Annotated in this window: 20 protein-coding genes; 7 read left to right on the plus strand and 13 right to left on the minus strand. The window is 63.3% G+C overall.

Going from position 1 to position 20,136, the window contains the following annotated elements; translation table 11 throughout:
* Window positions 1-5: 5 nt before the first annotated feature.
* Together NKI25_RS14350 and cueR are read right to left on the minus strand one after the other, a co-directional pair.
* The gene (locus tag NKI25_RS14350; protein ID WP_352998624.1) at window positions 6-563 is read right to left on the minus strand and encodes a cytochrome c; all 558 of its coding nucleotides are present in this window, start codon (window positions 561-563) and stop codon (window positions 6-8) included.
* Window positions 560-958: a Cu(I)-responsive transcriptional regulator gene (cueR, locus tag NKI25_RS14355; protein ID WP_352455395.1), complete on the minus strand. Its 399-nt coding sequence runs from the start codon at window positions 956-958 to the stop codon at window positions 560-562. The genes NKI25_RS14350 and cueR overlap by 4 nt, the downstream gene beginning before the upstream one ends.
* Before the next feature lie 264 nt (window positions 959-1,222).
* Here cueR and NKI25_RS14360 point away from each other — a divergent pair, with 264 nt between their 5' ends.
* Genes NKI25_RS14360 through NKI25_RS14370 form a run of 3 tightly spaced genes read left to right on the plus strand, consistent with a single transcriptional unit; the run spans window position 1,223 to window position 4,217 of the window.
* Window positions 1,223-2,290, plus strand: coding sequence for a type III polyketide synthase (locus NKI25_RS14360; protein ID WP_352998625.1), 1,068 nt, complete (start codon window positions 1,223-1,225; stop codon window positions 2,288-2,290).
* The gene (locus NKI25_RS14365; protein ID WP_352455397.1) at window positions 2,287-3,000 is read left to right on the plus strand and encodes a methyltransferase domain-containing protein; all 714 of its coding nucleotides are present in this window, start codon (window positions 2,287-2,289) and stop codon (window positions 2,998-3,000) included. The genes NKI25_RS14360 and NKI25_RS14365 overlap by 4 nt, the downstream gene beginning before the upstream one ends.
* Complete coding sequence (locus tag NKI25_RS14370) at window positions 2,997-4,217, plus strand: NAD(P)/FAD-dependent oxidoreductase (protein WP_352998626.1); 1,221 nt, start codon at window positions 2,997-2,999, stop codon at window positions 4,215-4,217. Before NKI25_RS14365 ends, NKI25_RS14370 begins: the two co-directional genes overlap by 4 nt.
* On the opposite strand, the gene NKI25_RS14375 is transcribed toward NKI25_RS14370, so the two are convergent.
* From NKI25_RS14375 to NKI25_RS14420, 10 genes are all read right to left on the minus strand, one after another.
* Window positions 4,214-6,748 carry an NAD-dependent epimerase/dehydratase family protein gene (locus NKI25_RS14375; RefSeq protein WP_352998627.1) on the minus strand — a complete coding sequence of 845 codons (2,535 nt, stop codon included), beginning with the start codon at window positions 6,746-6,748 and terminating at the stop codon, window positions 4,214-4,216. The genes NKI25_RS14370 and NKI25_RS14375 overlap by 4 nt on opposite strands.
* A 367-nt stretch (window positions 6,749-7,115) precedes the next feature.
* The gene (locus tag NKI25_RS14380) at window positions 7,116-7,343 is read right to left on the minus strand and encodes a hypothetical protein (protein WP_352587254.1); all 228 of its coding nucleotides are present in this window, start codon (window positions 7,341-7,343) and stop codon (window positions 7,116-7,118) included.
* A gap of 141 nt (window positions 7,344-7,484) precedes the next feature.
* A complete protein-coding gene (locus NKI25_RS14385) occupies window positions 7,485-8,051 on the minus strand; it encodes a hypothetical protein (protein WP_352998628.1) in 567 nt (188 codons plus the stop codon).
* Complete coding sequence (locus tag NKI25_RS14390; protein WP_352998629.1) at window positions 8,048-8,827, minus strand: DsbA family protein; 780 nt, start codon at window positions 8,825-8,827, stop codon at window positions 8,048-8,050. Before NKI25_RS14390 ends, NKI25_RS14385 begins: the two co-directional genes overlap by 4 nt.
* Window positions 8,828-8,880: 53 nt before the next feature.
* Window positions 8,881-9,564, minus strand: coding sequence for an SCO family protein (locus NKI25_RS14395; protein ID WP_352576484.1), 684 nt, complete (start codon window positions 9,562-9,564; stop codon window positions 8,881-8,883).
* 67 nt (window positions 9,565-9,631) lie between these two features.
* Window positions 9,632-10,159: a TlpA family protein disulfide reductase gene (locus tag NKI25_RS14400; protein ID WP_352621413.1), complete on the minus strand. Its 528-nt coding sequence runs from the start codon at window positions 10,157-10,159 to the stop codon at window positions 9,632-9,634.
* A 7-nt stretch (window positions 10,160-10,166) separates the two neighbouring features.
* Window positions 10,167-10,607, minus strand: a complete 441-nt coding sequence (locus NKI25_RS14405; protein ID WP_352452325.1) for a DUF411 domain-containing protein — start codon at window positions 10,605-10,607, stop codon at window positions 10,167-10,169.
* Between the two features lie 28 nt (window positions 10,608-10,635).
* Window positions 10,636-12,072 (minus strand): multicopper oxidase family protein, encoded by a 1,437-nt coding sequence (locus tag NKI25_RS14410; protein WP_352998630.1) that lies wholly within the window; start codon window positions 12,070-12,072, stop codon window positions 10,636-10,638.
* Between the two features lie 131 nt (window positions 12,073-12,203).
* Complete coding sequence (locus NKI25_RS14415; protein WP_352998631.1) at window positions 12,204-12,614, minus strand: hypothetical protein; 411 nt, start codon at window positions 12,612-12,614, stop codon at window positions 12,204-12,206.
* A gap of 84 nt (window positions 12,615-12,698) precedes the next feature.
* Entirely contained in the window at window positions 12,699-13,112 is a 414-nt protein-coding gene (locus tag NKI25_RS14420; RefSeq protein ID WP_352755617.1) for a MerR family transcriptional regulator, read from the minus strand.
* 76 nt (window positions 13,113-13,188) lie between these two features.
* Here NKI25_RS14420 and NKI25_RS14425 point away from each other — a divergent pair, with 76 nt between their 5' ends.
* Window positions 13,189-15,390, plus strand: coding sequence for a heavy metal translocating P-type ATPase (locus NKI25_RS14425; protein ID WP_352755616.1), 2,202 nt, complete (start codon window positions 13,189-13,191; stop codon window positions 15,388-15,390).
* Between the two features lie 31 nt (window positions 15,391-15,421).
* On the plus strand, window positions 15,422-16,018 hold the full coding sequence (locus tag NKI25_RS14430) for a cation efflux transmembrane domain-containing protein (protein ID WP_352569092.1): 597 nt from the start codon (window positions 15,422-15,424) through the stop codon (window positions 16,016-16,018).
* A 285-nt stretch (window positions 16,019-16,303) separates the two neighbouring features.
* Here NKI25_RS14430 and NKI25_RS14435 read toward each other — a convergent pair whose 3' ends face one another.
* A complete protein-coding gene (locus NKI25_RS14435; RefSeq protein WP_031211929.1) occupies window positions 16,304-16,726 on the minus strand; it encodes a cupin domain-containing protein in 423 nt (140 codons plus the stop codon).
* Between the two features lie 191 nt (window positions 16,727-16,917).
* Here NKI25_RS14435 and NKI25_RS14440 point away from each other — a divergent pair, with 191 nt between their 5' ends.
* Together NKI25_RS14440 and NKI25_RS14445 are read left to right on the plus strand one after the other, a co-directional pair.
* Window positions 16,918-17,730, plus strand: coding sequence for a class I SAM-dependent methyltransferase (locus NKI25_RS14440; protein ID WP_352690793.1), 813 nt, complete (start codon window positions 16,918-16,920; stop codon window positions 17,728-17,730).
* 568 nt (window positions 17,731-18,298) lie between these two features.
* The gene (locus tag NKI25_RS14445; RefSeq protein WP_023677239.1) at window positions 18,299-19,834 is read left to right on the plus strand and encodes a DUF2778 domain-containing protein; all 1,536 of its coding nucleotides are present in this window, start codon (window positions 18,299-18,301) and stop codon (window positions 19,832-19,834) included.
* Window positions 19,835-20,136 lie beyond the last annotated feature (302 nt).

Genomic DNA, 20,136 nt, shown 5'->3' on the forward strand with positions numbered 1-20,136 from the left:
CGCTATCACTCGACCTTTTGCCTGAACTTCGAATGGCAGCTCGAGCAATCCTGCAAGATGAGATGCAGGAGGTGCTCCGCCGGCAATTTAGTGGGATCGGCTTCCGCGAGTGATGGTCGCTTGCCAAGCAGGCTGCCACCGCCCATCGCCAGGCCGGAACCCATTCTCATGTCGTCGGTGATGCGCGGCGGCGCCCGCTCGGCGCCGGAGGCCAAGGCGCTGGCCAGCGTCCCGATGTGGCGAGCCAGCTCATCGAACTCCGCGCGGGCGGGGTCGATATCCGGCCTGGCGCCTGAAGGCGCGCCCAATGTCGCGCTGGGGAATTCGGCAATCAGGGCAGGGCCGGTGCGGGCGCGGATGGTCTCGGCCGCCGCCTTGAAGGCTGCGGCGTCGTACGCCTGCTTGCCGTCGAACATCCCGGCGATCGCCTTTGCCGCCGCGGCCATTTCCTTCATCGAGGCCTGGCGAGCCTGGATGACCGCATCACGACCCGAATGGGCGGCGGCGAGCACGACAGAGGCGCAGGCAAGCGACAGCACCGTTACAGCGGCTGCGAGCCTCACTGGGCGACGCCTTGTCCTGCCAGCTCGTCGATGATCGGGCAATCCGGCCGCTCGTCGCCGTGGCAGTGACTGACCAATTGGTGGAGCAGGCCGCGCAATCCGACCAGTTCGGCGATCTTCCTGTCGATCTCGACCAGCTTGGCTTTCGCGATCGCCTTCACGTCGGCGCTGTCACGTTCCCTGTCCTGGTACAGCGACAGCAGCTGGCGGCATTCGTCGACCGAAAACCCCAGGCTTCGCGAGCGCTGCAGGAAGCGCAGCCGGTGAATATCGGCCGTCGAGTAATCGCGATAGCCATTGTCTGTCCGAGCCGGGTGCAAGAGCCCGATATCCTCGTAGTAACGGATCGTCTTGGCCGGCAGGCCGGATTTTTCGGATGCGATACCGATGTTCATGGCGGAAATCTCCTTTATCGGAGGAAATAGACCTTCCAGTAGATGGAAGGTCAACATGATGTGGCGATTTTGGATGCCCGACGCAACCGCCCGCCCGCTCCAACCGTTTGCCTGCCAACAGCGCACACTGAACCTTCGGGAAGAAATCAGTTTTCGGAAACGTTTATCGAACAGCGCTCAAAACCCGGTGTTCGACACCGGGTAACGATGAGCAAGGACCCTCCGGCGGCACGTTACACCGTGCACACGCCGAGGAGACAGAATATGCCCGTCAACGCCTATATCAACCGGATCGCGACGGCGGTGCCGGAGCACGAGGTTCATCAATTCTACCTGCGTTTCGCGGCCTCCATGCTCGCGGCCGATCGCCGGAGGATCTTCGAACGCATGGCCGATCTTGCCGGCATCGAGCACCGCTATTCCTGCTTTGCGCCGGCGTCCGACCCCGAAGGACCAACTGCCGACCTGGCCGGGACCTTCATCCGGGGCGCGTTTCCCGGAACGGCCATGAGAATGGCGATGTTCGACGATGCTGCACCTGTTCTGGCACAAAAGGGCATCGACGGATTGCAGCTTGGCGATGACGCTTCCCGCATCACCCATTTGATCGTCACCACCTGCACCGGCTTTTCGGCGCCGGGCATCGATCTGGAGCTGATCGCGCGTTGCGGGCTGCCCGATAGTGTCGAACGCACGATGATCGGGTTCATGGGGTGCTACGCGGCGATCAACGGCCTCAAGCTGGCCCGTCACATCGTCCGCTCGGACCCGCAGGCCAAGATCCTGCTGGTCAATATCGAGCTCTGCACGATGCATCTGCGCGAAACCACCGAACTGGAAAAACTGCTGTCGTTCTGCCTCTGGGGCGACGGCTGCGCGGCCACGCTCGTCACCGCCGAGCCGGCCGGCATCGAGCTCGACAGCTTTCACTGTCTGGTGGCGAGGAAGCGGCGGGATCTGATGCGCTGGAATATTCGCGACCACGGCTTCGAAATGGTTCTTTCCGGCCAGGTGCCGGCAGCGATTCATGAGGCGTTGCGGAACAGCCAGGCCGCCATGCTCGGCGGCCGGCCGACGGAAGACATCGACCTTTGGGCCGTACACCCGGGTGGACGTTCGGTGCTCGACGCCGTCGAAAGGGCCTTGAAACTGGAGCCCACCGCGCTGGAACCATCGCGCGAGGTGTTGCGCCAATACGGGAACATGTCGTCGGCGACCGTCATGTTCGTGATGAAGGAGATGTTGAAGGCGCCACCCGGCCTGCTCGGTTGCGGCATGTCGTTCGGACCCGGGCTGACGGCCGAAACCATGCTCTTTCGAACGGTGTCATGAGCGGCCTGGAGCACCGGCAGCTTGCGCCGGAAATCCTCGACGGACTTGCGGCCGAAGATCCGCGAGCGCTGGCCGCGCGCCGCGACCTTCGGCGCATCAATATGCTGATGTTTCAGGTGCCGATCATGACGTCGTTGCTCAGGAGGTTCGTGCCAACGCCGCCACGCCGCATTCTGGAGATCGGCGCCGGCGATGGCTCCTTCATGCTGGCGGTGGCGCGGCGCATGGCCGGGCATTGGCCCGGGGTCGAACTGGTGATGCTCGACCGCGTCGACCTCGTCACCACGCAATTGCGCGATGATTTTGACAGGCTGGGATGGAAGGCCGAAGGCGTCACCGCCGATGTCTTCGACTGGGCAGGAAAGATCGAGGGTGCGCCGTTCGACGCCGTCACCGTCAATCTGTTCCTGCATCACCTCGACGATGCGCAGCTCGTGCGTCTGTTTTCGCTGATCAGGCCGAAAGCCCCGTTGCTCATCGCGACAGAGCCGCTGCGGGCGAAACTGCCGCTGGCCGCGACCCGTCTTCTGCCGGCAATCGGCGCCAACGACGTCACACGAAACGACGCGGCGCAAAGCGTGCGTGCCGGCTTTCGCGGCAGCGAGCTTTCCCGTCTCTGGCTTGCGGCCAACGGCAAACCGGTCGAGGAGCGGCGCGCCGGCCTGTTCTCCCACATCTTCGTCGGCGCCAGTGCCAGTGTCGAGCCATGACGCGATTGTCGACTCATGACGCGATCGTCATTGGTGCCGGCCCGGCGGGCACCTCCGTCGCGCTCACGCTGGCCCGGCGCGGATGGGCCGTGGCAATTGTGGAAAAGACCGCATTTCCGCGCCGCAAGGTCTGCGGCGAATACATCTCGGCAAGCAATCTTGCGCTTCTCGACCGGCTGGAGATCGGCGATGCCTGGCGTGCCAAGGCGGGCCCCGATATCCGCCGCGTCGGCCTGTTTTCCGGCGAGACCTGCGTCGACGCGGCAATGCCTGGTGCAGGAGCTGGGCCTCGTGCGAAAGATGGCTTTGGCCGGGCGCTCGGCCGGGACATTCTCGACTCTCTGCTTCTACAGGCGGCGCGATCGGCGGGTGTCGAAATCTTCCAGCCCTGCCGCGCCGTCGCCATCGAGCCGGACGGTGAGATGCAAAGGGTGCGAATTCAGGCCGGGGATGAAGCGGCGATATTGCGAGCGCCGGTGATTGTCGCCGCTCACGGCTCTTGGGAACCGGGACCATTGCCCAGCCAGCTCGCAAAGGCCAATCGCCCGTCGGACCTGCTCGGCTTCAAGGCGCATTTCACCGGGTCGTCGCTGGCGCCGGATTTGATGCCTCTGCTGGCCTTTCCCGGCGGCTACGGCGGCATGGTTTCGGCGGATCATGGCCGGTTGTCGATCTCGTGCTGCATCCGGCGCGATATGCTCGCGCGGCTGCGTAAACAATATGGCCCCAAACAACGGAGCCACGTGTCGGCCGCCGATGCGGTCTCCCGGCATCTCCTGAATTCATGCCGGGGCGTGCGGGACGCCCTGGAACCGGCTCTCCTCGACGGTCCGTGGCTTGCCGCAGGTCCGATCCGGCCGGGAATTCGCTCGTGCTACGAAGGGGACATCTTTCGCGTCGGCAATGCAGCCGGAGAGTCTCATCCTGTCATCGCCGAGGGCATCTCGATGGCGCTTCAGTCCGGCTGGCTGCTGGCTTGCGAACTCGCATACGCGCCAAGTGGCCGAGCAGGGCGCGAGGCTGCCGCCAGACGCTACGAGGCGGCCTGGAAAAGACTGTTTTCGACACGGGTCTACGCCGCCGCGGCCGTTGCCGGAATTGCCCTTCGCCCCGGCAGCGCCACCTTGATGGCGGCGATCGTCCAGAATTTCCCGCAGGCCCTGACGCTGGGCGCGCAACTGAGCGGCAAGACCAAGCCGGTTCCAGGCTTCGTCTAGGCGACATAGCGGTCCCATGAGCCGTAGTGCTCCTTGCTTCGGCGCCCCCGAGGCAGGCTGAGGCCGATCACAACTAGCCCTGCGACGGCATTGTTCAATGTCGAACCTCTGGTCGCGCCGTCGAGCAGCCAGGGCGCTGCGATCAGCCATAACCCGAACGGCAGGTTGAGGAAACGCAATGGCCGTGCCACCTCGGCCATGGCGCAGACCGCGATCGTGATGATCATGGCGCCCGAGAGGTGATCGCTGTTTGCAATGGCGCCGGCCGTGCCGAAGACCAGCCGCGAGACCATCAGCCAACCGCCGACGATACAGCATGCGACCAGCGTCCATGGAAACGTGACACCGCGAATGGCTGCGGCGGACTGTGCGGCAAGCGCGGCGGAAAAGCCGGGATCGTTCTTGTCCGCCTCGCCGTTCGGCTCCGGCCCGCCTTGGAAAAAGGTGCGCCAGAACGGACGGTCTGTCCGCACGCTGCGCAGCATGTACTGGCCCATGGCGACCACCTCGTCCAGCGTCAGCGGGATCATGACCAGCATGGCCGCCGCCGCAATGAGGCACAGTGTGCAATAGGTGCCGATCATGATCGGCTGGATGATGATGAAGAAGATCGAGACGCCGCCGAGCGGCACCACCAGGATGAAGAAGAAGGTCACCATCCAGGGCATGGTGCGCCAGCGGGTCGCCGTGCCCATCGCGCCCATCAGGGTTTCGATCATATAGGCCACGGCGCCAAGCCCGGCATCAGCGACTGGCCAGGCTCGAGAAACGTCGGATGTGATGATGAATTCCGTGCCGTTCCTGCCGTCTCCGCCGAGGAAGAATGGCTCCCAGACAGCACCCACATGGCCGAGCTGGTAGGCAGTGAGATAGCGGGCGATGAGGAAACCGAAGAAACCGAGCGCGATGATCGGCAGGCGCTGCAGCCAGGATGACGGCGAGTAGGTCCAGCCAGGCGGAACGGTGCTCTCGTCCATCATCCCTTCGTGGCTCATGCCCGGCATCATCGGGACGAGCACCGAGAAAGCGATGGCCAGCGCGCCGACGATCGTGTCGTTCATGGTGGCGGCGGCGCTCGGCGTCCAGAAGAACAGCGGCGCGAACAGCAGCCACAGGCCGGCGATCGTCGTGCCCCATTGCGCCCAGGAAAAACGCGGCGACAGTGCGAGCCCGCCAAACAGCATCAGCAGCAAGCCCGAGACAATGTCGCTCCAGCCGGTGAGCGCGTTGCGCAGCACCGGTTCCCACAGTCCACGCTCTTGCGTGACGTCACGCACAGTGCCGGCCGCCGCCGGATCGAACAGCGCGAACTGAAGCGGGCTGGTGAGGAGCCACACGCCAAGCGTGATGACCAGGAAATGAGCCCAGAGCATCTGCTTGCCCATCCCCGCCATCTCGGCCATGTGTCCGGGTTTCATCTTGTCGTGTTTGGCCTCGAACGCCTTGTCTTTCTCTCGCGCTTTTGTTCCGCTGCCGGCCACCTTGGCGGCGTTCAGCTTGTTGGCCCGATACCAGCCGGCGGGATCTGCCTTGAGCGCGTCGACGATCCGCGGCAACGTCTCGCGCAGGGAATGCCGGGGCTGCCAGCCGAGGACATTGCGGGCACGGCTGATATCGATCGCGTAGTGGTCGTCGGCGATATCGACCATCCAGGGACGAACGAATGATTCTTCGCCCAGCACGTCCTGTTGGACCCAGGCACCCGCCTTGGCGAGCGCCTTCGGCACCTCCCGTGTCTCCCAGTTCTCGCCACGGATCAACCGACCAATCTCGGCTTGAAGTTCGCCGTAGCCCATGACCTCAGGCTCGCCGAGAAGCAGCGCCAGCTCCGTGGGAAGTTTCTTCCGCCGATCTATAAGGCGCGCCACCGCCTCGGTGAGGTCTTCCAGATGCAGGAACGACTGCCCGGTGCGCAGGTCACCCGGATATACATGCCCGGTCGGATCCTCCTCGTAGATACGCGCAATCTGATTGGCGAGGAATGCGTTACGGCCGAGATCATCATAGACGCCGGCCGGCCTGGCATAGACGACAGGGATCGCCCCGTGCTGCTCATGGATCAGGCGCTCGGTCTCGATCTTCGAGGTGCGGTAGGGTAGGTTCGATTCGAGCGGCCAATCCTCATCGATGATGTCGCCCGGTCGGCCAGCCTTGTGCGCCAGCATCGAACTCATGAAGACAAACTGCTCGACCTCAAATTGTTTCAGGGCGCGCAGGAGCTTCTCGGTGCCGCCAACCGTAATCTTTTCGTAGAGCGGGTTCCGTTCGCCTGTGAGATCGAAATAGGCCGCAAGATGGATCACCGAGGCGAGGCGGGCGCCATAGGCCGTCCGCACGCGCGCCAAGCCGGCTGCCACGGCGTCCTCCGATGTCAGGTCGATGCAGACGCACTCCGCGGCCGGCGGCGGCTGACGCGTCGCCGCCCGGTCGAGGCCGACGAGAGCAAACCGGTCGGCGAAGCTGTTGACCAGAGCCGAGCCGATGAAGCCGGTGCTGCCGGTAACAATAACCGTGTCTTTGCGCTTCGCCATCCAGACCTCATAGCCGGCGATTTGCCACTCCTGAGAGGGCCGAAGGCGACAGACGTTAAGAGCCGAGGGGCCGGACCAGTTCCGACGCCGACCCGATGATGCTGCTGCTTCCGATGACGACTACAACTTTCCGCCCTTTTTGCTCTTTTGACCCCGACTGCCTATGCCGTCAGGTTCGCAAATATTTGACCAGCGCCGCGATCGCGAGCACGAGGGTGACAAGCACCAGGACCCAAATGAGCGCCATGCCGCCCATCATCCACATTGAACCGTCCATCATCATCACAATCATCCCTCCCGCCGCCGCTGCCACCGGCGATTGCGAGGGGAACTAGTTCGCCATGTACGCCCGTCAAGGCGAACTCGATCAGCCCACGAAGGCGGTGGCTTGCCGGTCAATCAAGGCACGTTCAATGCTATCGACGAACGAGTTCATAATAGGCTTCGGCCAGAACATGCTGGCCGCGCGGTAACTCCGAAAGGGCAGGGCTTTAATCCAGCGCCTCCAGCGCCCGCAGCAAGTGTTCCGCGACATCTGATCTGCCTTGCCGATATGCCGCTCTGACAGGGCCAGTAGCTGCCTTTCGACATTCATGGTTCGGTCCGCAATTGGACGACCTCCGGAAGTTAGCAATGAGCCTAACGGTTCCAGCCACCCGAAGGTCAAGCGCTCCTTTCAAGAAGGTAGAACAGGTTGAGAGCGCTTGTTGAACCGCAGCCGAGTTGTCGCCCGGCTCTACTCTCCTCCGCCGCAACCGTCTGAGAGATCCCAGACGTCGACGACCTGCTTGCCGGTGAAACCGTGCTCGCGGATCAGGAACTTCGCCAGCCCGCCATACACTTTCCAGCGCCAGCATTGGCAGCAGCATGGACCTTTCTCGTTGGAATTGGCCATCGCATAGTCGTAGGCCTGCTGCTCTTCGCCGGAGAGTTTCACATCGTAGTAGGGCATCATCTTCTGTGCGATGCCGGCCGGAATATCGTACGGATCGCTTGGGATCATCGCAATCCCGCGGTACCTGGCCAGGCCGCTCACCTGCTCGGCATAGCGCTTCGTCTCCATCGGGCTGCAGCACGAGCCCGTGATCCGCGACGTTGCCGGCATGGTCGCGATCGATTCCGTGAACTTGGTCGAACACGTGCTGTTGCCGTTCTGGCTGAGATATCTGAAACGGCGTGCCAGATCGGGATCCTCAGCGGCGATCGCCAAATCCGGCCCCTTGAGCAGGCTCACGACCGCAGCGGCGCCAAAGGCGCTCCCCAGAACAACCGTCCGTCGGTTTGGGCAAAATATTCGGCTCATTTGCTGGTCCTCGCCTGCTCGATCAGTTTCTTCATCGTTGCGAGGTCGGTCGCGCCGGGGAAAATCTGCTCGCCAACGACGAAGCTTGGCGTTCCGCTGATCTTCAGCGCCTGGGCCAGTTGCGTATTCCGGTCGATCGACGCCTGGATATCCGGCTGCTGCATGTCGGTCTTCAGTTTAGCCACATCGAGACCGACGTCGGCAGCCACCTTCAGCACGACCGCTTCGGTCACCCGCGTCTTCGCCGCATACAAGGCCTTGTGGAACGCCATGTATTTGCCCTGGCGCACTGCGGCGAGAGCCGCCTTGGAAGCAAATACGGAATCCGTGCTGAGAATCGGGAATTCCTTGTAGACGATCTTGAGCTGCGGATCGTCGGCCATTGCTTGCGCCATGATCGGCGCAACCTGCCGGCAATAGGGGCAGTTGTAGTCGAAGAACTCGACCATGGTGACGTCGCCTTCGGCGTTGCCGCCGACCGGGCTCGCCGGGTCCCGGAAAATCTCGTCCGCCTTGTCCGTCAAAGCGGCTTTCGCCTCTTTTGCGGCAGCCTCGCGCTGGCGGGCGTCGAGTCTCTGCAGCGACTGCACGAGCACCTCGGGATGCGCAAGAATGTAGTCGTGAATGCGCTGGTCGAACTGGTCCTGGGACATCTCGCCCGCGGCGATCGCCTGATTGTGGAGACCGAGCGCGAGCCAGATCGTCGCGCCGGCCAGCATGACGGCACGGGCCATTTTGCCGACGGCTCCGCTCAATGGATTGGACTTGTGGGTCACAGGGTTCTCCTTCCCTCTGTTTCGCCGGACCGCCGGCACGCGCAAATGATGCCTCAGAACATGCCCTTGATTTTCGCCCACCATCCCGTTTCCTGCTCATGGTGCGGGCGCTCGACATTGTTGGTAAGCGCATTGACGAATGTGACGAGATTGACCGACGCGAAATCCAGGCCATGGAAATTCGCCCGCCAGCGGCCCTCCTTGTCGATCACATGGGTGATGGTGCCGTGCATCTGATAGCCATCATCCGTCAGCGTGAACTTGTGGCCGAAGGCCTCCGCCAGTCTGCGGGTCGCATCCTCCGGCTGATCCTCCATCGTGGTCAGGAACAGCCAATTGACGGGATCGAGCCCGTGCGCCGGCCCGTATTTGCTGAGCACGTCCGGCGTGTCCCTGGTCGGGTCGGTGGTGATGGTCACAAAGCTGACCCGGTCCTTCATCGGCGTGCCGTTCACCATTTTCTGGATCTCGGCGATCTTCTCGGCATGAAGGGGGCACACATCCGGGCACGACGTGTAGATGAAGTGGAGGACGACCACCTTGCCGCGCAGATCGGCCGTCCGCACGACACGCCCGTCGGCGGTGCGCAGCGTGAAATCAGGCGCCGGCTTGTCGATCGGCTGGAAATATTTCTCGTCGGCCTCAAGCGTGGCGTCGATTTCGTCGAGCGAGTGGGCTTGCGCCTGATACGAAAAGCCCGCGGTCAGCGCCGCAATGGCAATTACGCTTAGCAGCAAGCACCTCCATTCGTTCAAAGCCGATGCAACGCAGCGAGCCTTTAGCCCGAACATATCTGTCCCTTTCTCACTTGGCGGCGATGCGGCTGCGGATGAAGTCGACCATGTCGGGGGCGTCCCATTCGGCCGGCCCAATCAGCCGGCCGATCTCCTTGCCGTCGCGGTCGACCAGCAGGGTTGCCGGAAGGCCGACGGTGCCGATGGCGAACATGGCCCTGCCCGAGACGTCGATGTTGAGGGCGAGGTGCTTGATGCCGATGTCGGCGAAGAACTTCTTCACAATCTCAGGACCGGCGCGGTCCATGGACAACGCGACGACCTCGAAATCCGGACCGCCGAGTTTGGCCTGTAGGCGATCGAGCGTCGGCATCTCCTTGCGGCAGGGCGCGCACCATGTCGCCCAGACGTTAAGCAGCACGACCTTGCCGTGGAAATCCGCAAGCATTTTCGGCTTGCCATTGCCATCCTCGAAGCTGATTTCCGGCACGGGGACGGGCGCCTCGTGAACGGCAAAGTTCTGCGGCGGCTCAGCGGCTGATACCGGCCACGAAAACGCCAGCAGCATGCCAACCAGGACCATGGCTAGTTTGCTCACAATGTCCTCACTCGGTCGCGTAGACGGTGGGCGCCTTGCCGTCCTTGGTGAAGGCGTAGACGACGAAGGGGCCTTGCTTCTCGCCACCCATGCCTGGGGCGCCAGCCGGCATGCCGGCGAGCGTTATGCCGGTGATGGCAGGGCGCTCGGTCAAAAGCTTCTTGACGATCTCGACCGGCACCAGGCCATCGACGATATAGCCGTCGACCATCAGCGTGTGGCAGCCTTCGAGGTCGGCCGGCACGCCGGCATCGCTGCTGATCTGGGAGAGATTGTTGACCGGCTTGATGTCGACCTTGAAGCCGTTGTGCTCGAGATAGTTGGCGTAGGACTCGCAGCAGCTGCATTGCGGGTTCTTGTACATGACGGCGTTGATCGTTGCGGCGAAGGCGGGCAGCGGCGTTGCGATCAGCAGGGACAGTGCGGCAAGGCGGTAGGTCAGTTTCATTGCAGTTCTCCTTGGTTGGATAAAAGTTTCAGGTCACGCGGAACGTCGTCATCAGGCCGGCCATCTGGTGATCGGCGACATGGCAGTGCAGCATCCAGTCGCCTGGATTGTCGGCGACGAAGGCGCATTCGATCGTATCCTTGGGGGCGAGCAGCACCGTGTCCTGCCATTGCCGGTGCGGCACCGGCGAGCCGTTGCGCGAGATGACCGACAGGCTGAAGCCGTGGACATGCATCGGGTGCCACCAGGCGGTTTCGTTGCGCATGGTGAGATGGCAGGTCACACCGCGTTTCAGCGTGAACTGCGGCGCCATGCCGGCATGGCCGTCGCCGGTCATCGACATGCCGTTGATCGCCCAGGCCGCACCGCCGTTCATGCCCATCATCCCCATGCCCATCATGCCGCCGACGCCCTTGAGCTTGCCGCCGCCCATCATGCCGCCCTGCAAGACGATCTCCTGGCGCTCGGCGCCAGCGAGGTCGGGCTGGGGCAAGGGGTTGCGCGGCAGGCCGACAGGCGTGTCGAGCGGATGGGTTCTCAGCGGCGGCGCTGCGTCATAGGCCAGCGTGGTCAGCGTATAGGCGAGGCCGTCGTAGAAATCGTCGATCACCGCGTGGCGGCTACCGGGGTGGCCCTGCATGTCGAGCACGATGTCGATGCGCATGGCGGGCGCCAGCACCAGGCGACCGCCCTCCGGTTCATGCGGATCGCAGGGCTGGCCGTCGATGGCGACGACGACCAGACGGTGGCCTTCGAAGCGCAGCGCCATCATGCGGGCAAGCGAGGCATTGGCGAGCCGCAGCCTGACGCGCTCGCCGGCCTTCACGCTCCGATCGCCTGGCCCCGTGCCGTTGACGGTGACGACATTGCCGACGCGGCCCGACATCGACGCATCCATGGCACTGCCGAAGCCGCCGGCGATCTGCCCATCGGCCGCAAGCCGCCAGTCCTGCAGCAGCCACAGAATGTCACGGTCGACGGCGACCGGCTCGACCTCCTCGACGACCAGTGCGCCGGCAAGGCCACGGCCGAGCTGGACCAGGCTGTTGGCGTGCGGGTGATACCAGAAGGTGCCGGCATCGGGCGGGGTGAATTCATAGATGAAATTTTCACCTGGCCTGATCGGCTTCTGCGTCAGGCCGGGCACGCCATCCATGGCGTTCGGCAGCCGGATGCCATGCCAGTGAACCGTGGTGTCTTCGTCCAGTCCGTTCTCGACGATGATCCGAGCGGGCTGCCCCTGGCGTAAGCGCAGTGTCGGGCCGGGGACCGTGCCATCATAGGCCCATACCGGAGTGCGCGGACCATCAGGGCCGGCGAACCGTGCCTGGCTCGGCGCCACCCTGATCCGGTATTCGCCGGTGGCCATCGCCAGCGCAGGGCGGATCGGCACTGCGGCGGCAATGCTCGCTGCCGCAAGCAGGAATTTGCGGCGCGTTATGAACGGATTTGAAACGGAATTCACTTTTGTGACCCCTGCGGTAACCGACGGCGAACGTCGCGACGTCGATTGAATTGCTACCGCGCCCGCTGCGCAGTTACGCGCAACCGGGCGATCAAACGCCGCTAATCAGCCGTGGAACGGCAGAAACGGCGTCAGACGAGAGCGCTGGGTCTTGGAGGGAATGGCTCGGGCAGCAGACTTCGCCCGTGCAGGAACGGGGCGGGAAGCGCCGACGGCAGCTCGGCTTGCGGCAGTCCCGTCACGGGGAGAGCCTCCGGCAGCACCGCCAGAACCGGTGCGACACAGGTCGGCGCACATTGCATCGGTTTGTCATTGCCGGCCGAGCCCTTGAGGCAAGCGTTGCAGTCACCGTCCCTGGCATCGGCCATCTTGGCCATGTCGGCGTCGGTGGTGCCGGTATCCGCGGCCATGGTCATGCGGCCGTCGACTGCCATCCTGGCCGACATGACGGCAGCCTGAGCGGCGGACAGGCTGAACCCGGCGGTCACGATGACCGCGAGAAGCATGACCAGGAGGTGTTTTGGTGACAGGCGTGCCATCATCCGCTCAGGTTGACCGTAAAGTGCGGCTTTTGCAAGCTCCGGATGCCGCGACATCGGGGCTGACGCGAGCTCTGCTCTGGCAAATCAATGGTGAGGATGCTCGCATTTATCGTGATCCGCCAGCACCTCGATGACACGGCATTCGCAGACTTTTCCGTGCCGGCAGCCTTCGACCATATGCTCCAGCTCGGCTTTCAATGCTGTAAGGCTGCGTATCCGCTGAACCACGTCGGCCAGACGCGCCTGGGCAATGGCATCGGCGGTCGCACAAGGCTGGCTGGGATTATCCTGCAGCGTCAGCAGCGCCCTGATGGCTTCGATCCCGAACCCCAACTCGCGCGCGTGCCTGATGAAGGCGAGCCGGCGCAAGTCTGCCGATTCATACTGCCGGCGATTGGCTTCGCTGCGGGCAGCGGCAGGAAGCAACTCGATCTGCTCATAGTAGCGGATGGTTGGAACCTTCACGCCGCTGTGTCGGGCCGCTTCACCGATGGTCATACCTGCAGGCATTTTCGCTTGCTCCTCTAGTCGCTAGAGGATGTAGCGTGGCGGTCGAAGATACAAGAGGTTCACCATGGCTGCGACCGAACAACAGACCCGCTACCGCGTGGAAGGCATGGATTGCGCCGGTTGCGCCAGCAAAATCGATACGGCCGTGCGGCGGATGCCTGGTGTTCAGGACATCAACGTATCCGTTTCGGCGGGCACTCTGACGGTCACTCATACTCCCGAAAGCAATCTCGGCGCGATCGAGAGGAGGGTCACCGGCCTCGGCTACGCCGTCGCTCCGCTGACCTCCAAGTCTGGGACGCCGGCGTCCGATCAATCCGCCGACAACCATGCCGACGGAAGGCGCAATCACGACGAGAACGTAGCGGGGTTACATAATAACGATGATGCGCCGGCGTCGGAGCTATGGTGGGACAGCGCCAAGGGCCGCCTGGTCATCGCCAGCGGGGTCGCCTTGGCCGTGGCTTTCGCGATTGATTACGCCTGGCCCGCGACCGGCCCGTGGGCCTTCATCGCCGCAATGCTGCTCGGCCTGGCTCCGATCGCGCGCCGAGCGGCCATGGCCGCAGCCGCAGGCATTCCGTTCACAATCGAAATGCTGATGACTGTGGCGGCGGTCGGGGCCGTCATCATCGGTGCCGGCGAGGAAGCGGCGACGGTGGTCTTCTTGTTCCTGATCGGCGAGTTGCTCGAAGGGGTTGCGGCCGGCAAGGCACGGTCCAGTATTCAAGCGCTCACGGCCCTCGTTCCCAAAACCGCGTTCGTCGAGAAAGACAGCCAGACCCGCGAGGTGCCGGCAGAAAGCCTGGCTGTGGGCGCCATCATCCTCGTGCGGCCGGGCGACCGGATTCCGGCTGACGGCGAGATCACCGAAGGCGGGAGCGCCATCGATGAATCTCCCGTCTCCGGTGAAAGCGTGCCGGTGCGCAAGGACGTCGGCGACACGGTCTTTGCCGGCACTATCAACGGCGACGGCGTGCTGCGCGTCAAGGTGACGGCGACCGCCGCAGACAACACGATTGCACGCGTGATCAAGCTGGTCGAGGAGGCGCAGGAAAACAAGGCGCCGACCGAGCGCTTCATCGATCGCTTTTCGCGCTGGTACATGCCCGGCGTTGTCGCCGTCGCGGCGCTCGTGGCCGCCACACCGCCGCTGCTCTTGAGCGGCGATTGGAACGAATGGATATACAAGGGGCTGGCGCTGCTGCTCATCGGCTGCCCGTGCGCGCTGGTCATTTCAGTTCCGGCGGCGATCGCGGCGTCGCTTTCAGCCGGAGCCCGGCACGGCCTGCTGATGAAAGGTGGGGCGGTGCTGGAAGGGCTCGCGACCATCAACGCCGTGGCGCTCGACAAGACCGGCACGCTGACGCTCGGCAAGCCACAGGTCACCGATGTCGTTGCGGTGGGTGCCAGTGAACGCGACATCCTTTCGCTGGCGGCAGCGCTTGAGATCGGCTCGAGCCATCCCCTCGCTTTGGCCATCCTCCAAAGGGCCAAAGCCGGCAACATTCCCGTGCCGCCTGCCGCCGAAGCCAAAGCGATCGGCGGTAAAGGGGTTATCGGTCGTGTCGGCGGCAAGAACCTGTTTCTGGGATCGCCAGTCGCGGCGCGCGAGATAAACCTGCTGCCAGCAGACCAGGCGGCACGCATCGTGGCATTGAACGATGAAGGCAAGTCAGTGGCGGTGCTGCTTGTAGACAACGCGCTGGCCGGCTTCATTGCCATGCGCGACGAACCCCGGCCGGATGCTTTCGCCGGGCTAAAGGCGCTGACCAATGCAGGCATCAGGACAGTCATGCTAACCGGCGACAATAAGCGCACGGCGGCTGCCATTGGCAAACAGCTCGGCATCGAGGCGCGCGCCGAACTGCTCCCGGAGGACAAGCAGCGCATCCTCGGCGAGTTGAAGGGGCAGGGGCTTAGGGTAGCCAAGGTCGGCGACGGCATCAACGATGCGCCGGCACTTGCCGCGGCCGATGTCGGCATTGCCATGGGCGGCGGCACCGATGTGGCTCTTGAAACGGCTGACGCTGCGGTGCTGCATGGACGCGTCGGCGACGTTGCGGCCATGATCAGGCTGTCCCAAGCAAGCATGGCCAACATCAAGCAGAACGTCACCATTGCGTTGGGCCTGAAGGCAGTGTTCCTGGTGACGACGATCGCCGGCATCACCGGCCTCTGGCCCGCCATTCTCGCGGACACCGGGGCGACGGTGCTGGTGACGGCCAATGCCATGCGGCTGTTGCGGTGGAAGAGCAGCTGGTAAGAGCGACAACGGCATCGTGTTAGGGCAGACCATGCAGCAAGCCATCACGTCGGACGGCCTTCGCCGGGTGGTGCTTGTCGTCGCACTGCTGAACCTGGGTTATTTCGGCATTGAATTCGCCGTCGCGCTGGCGATCGGCTCGGTGTCGCTGTTCGCCGACAGCGTCGATTTTCTGGAAGATGCCTCGGTCAATCTCCTCATACTGCTCGCCATGGGATGGTCGCTGCGTGCCCGCTCGCGGGTCGGCATGGCGCTGGCGCTTATCCTGCTGGTGCCGGGCCTGGCGACGCTGTGGACCGCGTGGGAAAAGTTCAACATGCCGGTGCCGCCGCAGCCAACGGCTCTGACGCTGGCGGGGTTGGGCGCTCTCGCGGTCAATCTGTCATGCGCCTACATGTTGGCGCGCTACCGCCATCACAGCGGCAGTCTTACCAGGGCGGCATTCCTCTCGGCCCGCAACGATGCGGTCGCCAATGTTGCGATCATACTGGCCGGATTGGTGACGGCCTTCCTGTGGCGCTCGGCGTGGCCGGATCTGATCGTCGGCCTGGGAATCGCGGCACTGAATGCAGACGCGGCGCGCGAGGTCTGGGGGGCAGCTCGGGAAGAGCACCGGGCCATTTCGTGAACTCCAAAACGCTCAGCGCGCTGCCGATTGCCACTCCGCCAATGCAGCAGTCAGCCGGAAACCTGCGCGATCTCTAATATAATCGCACCCTTTCAAAGCGGGCGGAGGGAGAACCGCTCATAAGTAAAAATCGGAGGAAAACCATGAACAGCATGAGCCTCACCACACTTGGACGAAGTCGACCGGGTCGAAGCGGTGAAACGATGAACCGCTCAAGGCCACGCACGTCATCAAAAGGCCCGCGTCCCTGATGGAGGACGCGGGCCCGATTTTCGGCGGCATGCCCTAGGCAGGTATCAAGACGGCGATGCGGTGGATGCCGACCACCTTGCTGGTGTTGGCTGCCTCGTCGGTCTTGCCCTTGGAGCAGGTGTACACGTCACCTTCCTTGAGCTTGAATTCCTTGTCCGCCTTCTTGATCGTGAATTCACCGGCAGCAATGGTGCAGACCATGTCGTTGTCCATCACCATTTGAGGGGCGGCTGCTCCGGGCTGAAAGACTATATCGACAATTGAGATGCTCTTGTAAGCGGGGATATCGGAATTGCCGGTGCCGACCTCGACCAATCTGACGCCGGGGGCTATCTCCTTGCCTTCCTTCGGGCCGTATTTCTTGACCTTTGCAGCAGCCGCCAGCGTGAACAAAGGCGTTACCGCTGCCGCCGTCACGCCGAGCGCGATTGCAGACCTGCGATTTATGGTTTTCATCGCATCCTCCCATTTTATGTTTGGCCACGCACCAATGCGCATGACCACAATATATTAACACATATGCAGATAATTGCAGTACGGCGTTTCGGAGCTTCCGGGAGCGAACCGCCTCCCGGTCGAATGCGACCGAACAGCAAACAATTCCATGCTATGCTGGCGAGCCATCAAACGGACGGCGGGGGATAGCAATGTTGGAAACGGACAAGGTATTCGCCGGCTCAATTCCGGAAAACTACGACCGCTATATGGTGCCGTTGATTTTCGAGCCGTTCGCCGCAGATCTTGCACGACGGGCAGCGTCCTTGTCGCCAAGCGCCGTTCTGGAAACCGCCGCGGGCACCGGGGTTGTCACCCGCGCATTGGCGCCAAAACTGTCCGCCGATGCAAGCTATGTCGTAACCGACCTCAACCAGCCGATGCTCGACTACGCCGCTTCGCGGCAAGCTCCCGACGATCGCATCAAATGGCGTCAGGCTGATGCTCTGGCGCTACCGTTCGAAAATGCGGCCTTCGATCTCGTTTGTTGTCAGTTCGGTGCGATGTTCTTTCCCAACCGCTCATCTGCCTATCGTGAAGCCCGGCGAGTCCTGAAGCCCAGAGGACATTTTCTATTCAGCGTATGGGATCGCATCGAAGAGAATGTATTTGCGGACGATGTGACGAATGCCCTGGCGAGGATTTTTCCGAACGATCCGCCGCGCTTTCTGGCACGCACGCCGCATGGCTACCACGATACGGCACTGATCCGTAGCGAGCTGGAGGACGCAGGTTTTTCCGGTGTGGTGATCGAGACGAGAGCCGAACAAAGCCGTGCCTCCTCGCCCCGCGTTCCGGCCGTTGCTTATTGCCAGGGCACTCTCCTTCGCAACGAAATCGAGACCAGAGAGGCGGGAAAACTGGACGCTGCAACCGACTACGCCGCAGCCGCGATTGCAGACAGGCATGGCAGCGGCGAGGTTGCTGCCAAAATCCAGGCTCACATAGTGGTGGCTGTGGCCTAAGTGTTGGATATCCCGCTCCGGCACTTGGCGACATTCAGCTGCTGTGCGGCAAACATCTTGCCGCTATCCGAATTCTCAGACGTTAACGTTCATTCGCCCGAGTGGCAGGTCGACAAGTGCCAGGTCGATAATCGCCGGTTTGACCGATCGCCGGGGCTTGATGGCGGCGGCTGCCGGCCGCGCGATTCTCGTCGGCCCGGCTTCACTTTCGCAGCCATGGCCGACTCCGCCCAGCAAGGTCTAGTCATTTCGCTTTCTTGACTCGGCCGACAAAAACGGGCAGCAAAGTCATCATTGGAGGGCAGTTTTGCCAACTATGCAGGTTTTGGAGGGCGTTTTTCGGTGTGACCGTCGCCCAATCGGCGGTCGGTAGAGGGATTGGTTAACCAACTTTGTCCATCTTTTGAATCAATCGGCAACAGACGCAAAGCGTGCTGGGGGCACCAGGCGAACTGTGAATGTCACGGCTGCGAAATCCGCTAGCCGGCATCGGCCGATTGAGAGTGGTTGAATGGCGTTTGTAAGTGCGAAAACCCGGGGTGACAGTCCTGCAACTGGATTGACTTCGATGAGGCCCGGCCTACGCTGGGTCGCGGTTCCGGCCGTCGGCGCAGCCATTGCTTTATGGTCGGTGGCGACTTTGGCCGGCCTTTATTCAGTGGGAACCTCGCTCAGCGCCGCTTCCAACGGTCTCCCGCAAAGCCTGCTCGCGCCGCGCACCATCGCGCTTGCCGATCCTCGCCGCAGCCTTGCAAAGGCGCAGGCCCCGACATGGGCCGCGGCCAACGCGGCGCTGTCGGCCAAGCTGCTGCAGCACGGGTGCGATGCCAACTGCCTGCGGTCGGCGTCGAACTTCGTCCACCAGGGAAAATCGGCCCGCCTCAAGCGCAACACCGTGCCGCTTGTCGCCGATGCGTCGCGGCAATCGAGCTTCGACGACGTGGTCGCCAAGGCCGCGCTGTCGCCGCAAAAGCTTGCCGCCGCCTTTGCCCGTGCCTCAGCCCGCTCTCCCGTCATGCTCGCCAGCCTGCCGGCCCACGCCCGGTTCGCCGAGCCGGTACGCATACCCGACCCGAACGGCCCGGCACCGGTGCGCTTCGGGCCGGAGGTGGCGGAGATCGAACGCTCGTCGCGCCTGGCGCTGGCGCTGGCGAATACATTGCCGGAGCAGATGATCGATGTGCTCCCGGCAGCCATCGCGGCAAGCGAGCCCGCGGCTTCGCAAGAGCCGCAAGAACCTGAGGTCCAGCTAGCCTCGCTGCCGCCGCAAGACGACATGCCCGACAGCATTCCGCTGCCGACGCTGCGTCCGCGGGCGGACATCGATAAGCCGGCCGAGGCGCCGCGGGCTCAAGCGTCAAGAGATCAGGCGCCAAAAGACCAGGCGCCAAGGGCCCAGGCGCAAAAGGATCAAGCATCGAAAACGGAGCCGCCCAAGGCGCAGACCTCTAGGACCGCCAGGGCGAGCAAGGTGCAGACGGCCGACGCTCCGCCGGCCGAGACGCTACCCGGCAGCCTGTCGCCTCGCAATTCGTCACAAGCGGCAGTGCCGGCCGTGTCGGGCAAGCCGGGCAAACGGTCGAAGACGCAGGGCGGCGACATGCTGGCCTATGCCAAGCCCGACATGCCTTCCGGCGGTCTCGGCGGAGCCTTCAGGAACCTGTTCACCACGCCCAACATGGGTACTGGCGTCGCCGTCTACGACATCTCGGCCAAGACCGTCTATATGCCCGACGGCTCGCGGCTGGAGGCACATTCGGGACTGGGCGCGATGGTCGACCAGCCACGCTACGTCCACAAGAAGAATGTCGGCCCGACGCCGCCGGATACCTACAATCTGACGATGCGGGAATCGCGCTTTCACGGTGTCGAGGCGATCCGTCTGACGCCGGCCAGCGGCAGCAACAAATATGGCCGCGACGGCCTGCTCGCCCACACCTACATGCTGCGCGGCGGGCGCGCCGAATCCAATGGCTGCGTCGTCTTCAAGGACTATGCCCGCTTCCTCGCCGCCTACAAGAAGGGCAAGATCAAGCGGCTTGTAGTCGTGCCGCGGCTGTCGAAGCCGCTGACACGCGTCGCCCAAGAGGGGCGAGGCGCTTAGATTGCTCGCGGGCGGCGGAGAATGAAAGCCGCTCTGTAGCGTTCCTTCGCGCCCCCCTCTGTCCTGCCGGACATCTCCCCCACGAGGGGGGAGATCGGACTTCGCGTTTGTCTGCTGCCATCCTGCAACGTTGGCGATTGGCGAAATCGCCGATGACAGCCATCAACCCACAAGTGGGGGAGATGTCCGGCAGGCCAGAGGGGCCGCTGTCCAGGGCGCTGTCCCGCCGGCATCGCTGGTTTTGCCGCGTGGACTTTCCCGCCCGCTTTCCAACAGATTGTCAGCAGCCGGCCGCGAAACGG

It is taken from the genome of Mesorhizobium sp. M0808 (assembly GCF_040320025.1).
Lineage (GTDB): Bacteria > Pseudomonadota > Alphaproteobacteria > Rhizobiales > Rhizobiaceae > Mesorhizobium.

Bases quoted from the DNA above. Each gene is read 5' to 3' on its own strand.
- NKI25_RS14375 (WP_352998627.1), bottom strand. From the start codon at position 6,748: ATGGCGAAGCGCAAAGACACGGTTATTGTTACCGGCAGCACCGGCTTC.
- NKI25_RS14365 (WP_352455397.1), top strand. From the start codon at position 2,287: ATGAGCGGCCTGGAGCACCGGCAGCTTGCGCCGGAAATCCTCGACGGA.
- NKI25_RS14405 (WP_352452325.1), bottom strand. From the start codon at position 10,607: ATGAAACTGACCTACCGCCTTGCCGCACTGTCCCTGCTGATCGCAACG.
- NKI25_RS14385 (WP_352998628.1), bottom strand. From the start codon at position 8,051: ATGAGCCGAATATTTTGCCCAAACCGACGGACGGTTGTTCTGGGGAGC.
- cueR (WP_352455395.1), bottom strand. From the start codon at position 958: ATGAACATCGGTATCGCATCCGAAAAATCCGGCCTGCCGGCCAAGACG.
- NKI25_RS14370 (WP_352998626.1), top strand. From the start codon at position 2,997: ATGACGCGATTGTCGACTCATGACGCGATCGTCATTGGTGCCGGCCCG.
- NKI25_RS14380 (WP_352587254.1), bottom strand. From the start codon at position 7,343: ATGAATGTCGAAAGGCAGCTACTGGCCCTGTCAGAGCGGCATATCGGC.
- NKI25_RS14415 (WP_352998631.1), bottom strand. From the start codon at position 12,614: ATGATGGCACGCCTGTCACCAAAACACCTCCTGGTCATGCTTCTCGCG.
- NKI25_RS14445 (WP_023677239.1), top strand. From the start codon at position 18,299: ATGAGGCCCGGCCTACGCTGGGTCGCGGTTCCGGCCGTCGGCGCAGCC.
- NKI25_RS14360 (WP_352998625.1), top strand. From the start codon at position 1,223: ATGCCCGTCAACGCCTATATCAACCGGATCGCGACGGCGGTGCCGGAG.
- NKI25_RS14420 (WP_352755617.1), bottom strand. From the start codon at position 13,112: ATGACCATCGGTGAAGCGGCCCGACACAGCGGCGTGAAGGTTCCAACC.
- NKI25_RS14435 (WP_031211929.1), bottom strand. From the start codon at position 16,726: ATGAAAACCATAAATCGCAGGTCTGCAATCGCGCTCGGCGTGACGGCG.
- NKI25_RS14430 (WP_352569092.1), top strand. From the start codon at position 15,422: ATGCAGCAAGCCATCACGTCGGACGGCCTTCGCCGGGTGGTGCTTGTC.
- NKI25_RS14440 (WP_352690793.1), top strand. From the start codon at position 16,918: ATGTTGGAAACGGACAAGGTATTCGCCGGCTCAATTCCGGAAAACTAC.
- NKI25_RS14425 (WP_352755616.1), top strand. From the start codon at position 13,189: ATGGCTGCGACCGAACAACAGACCCGCTACCGCGTGGAAGGCATGGAT.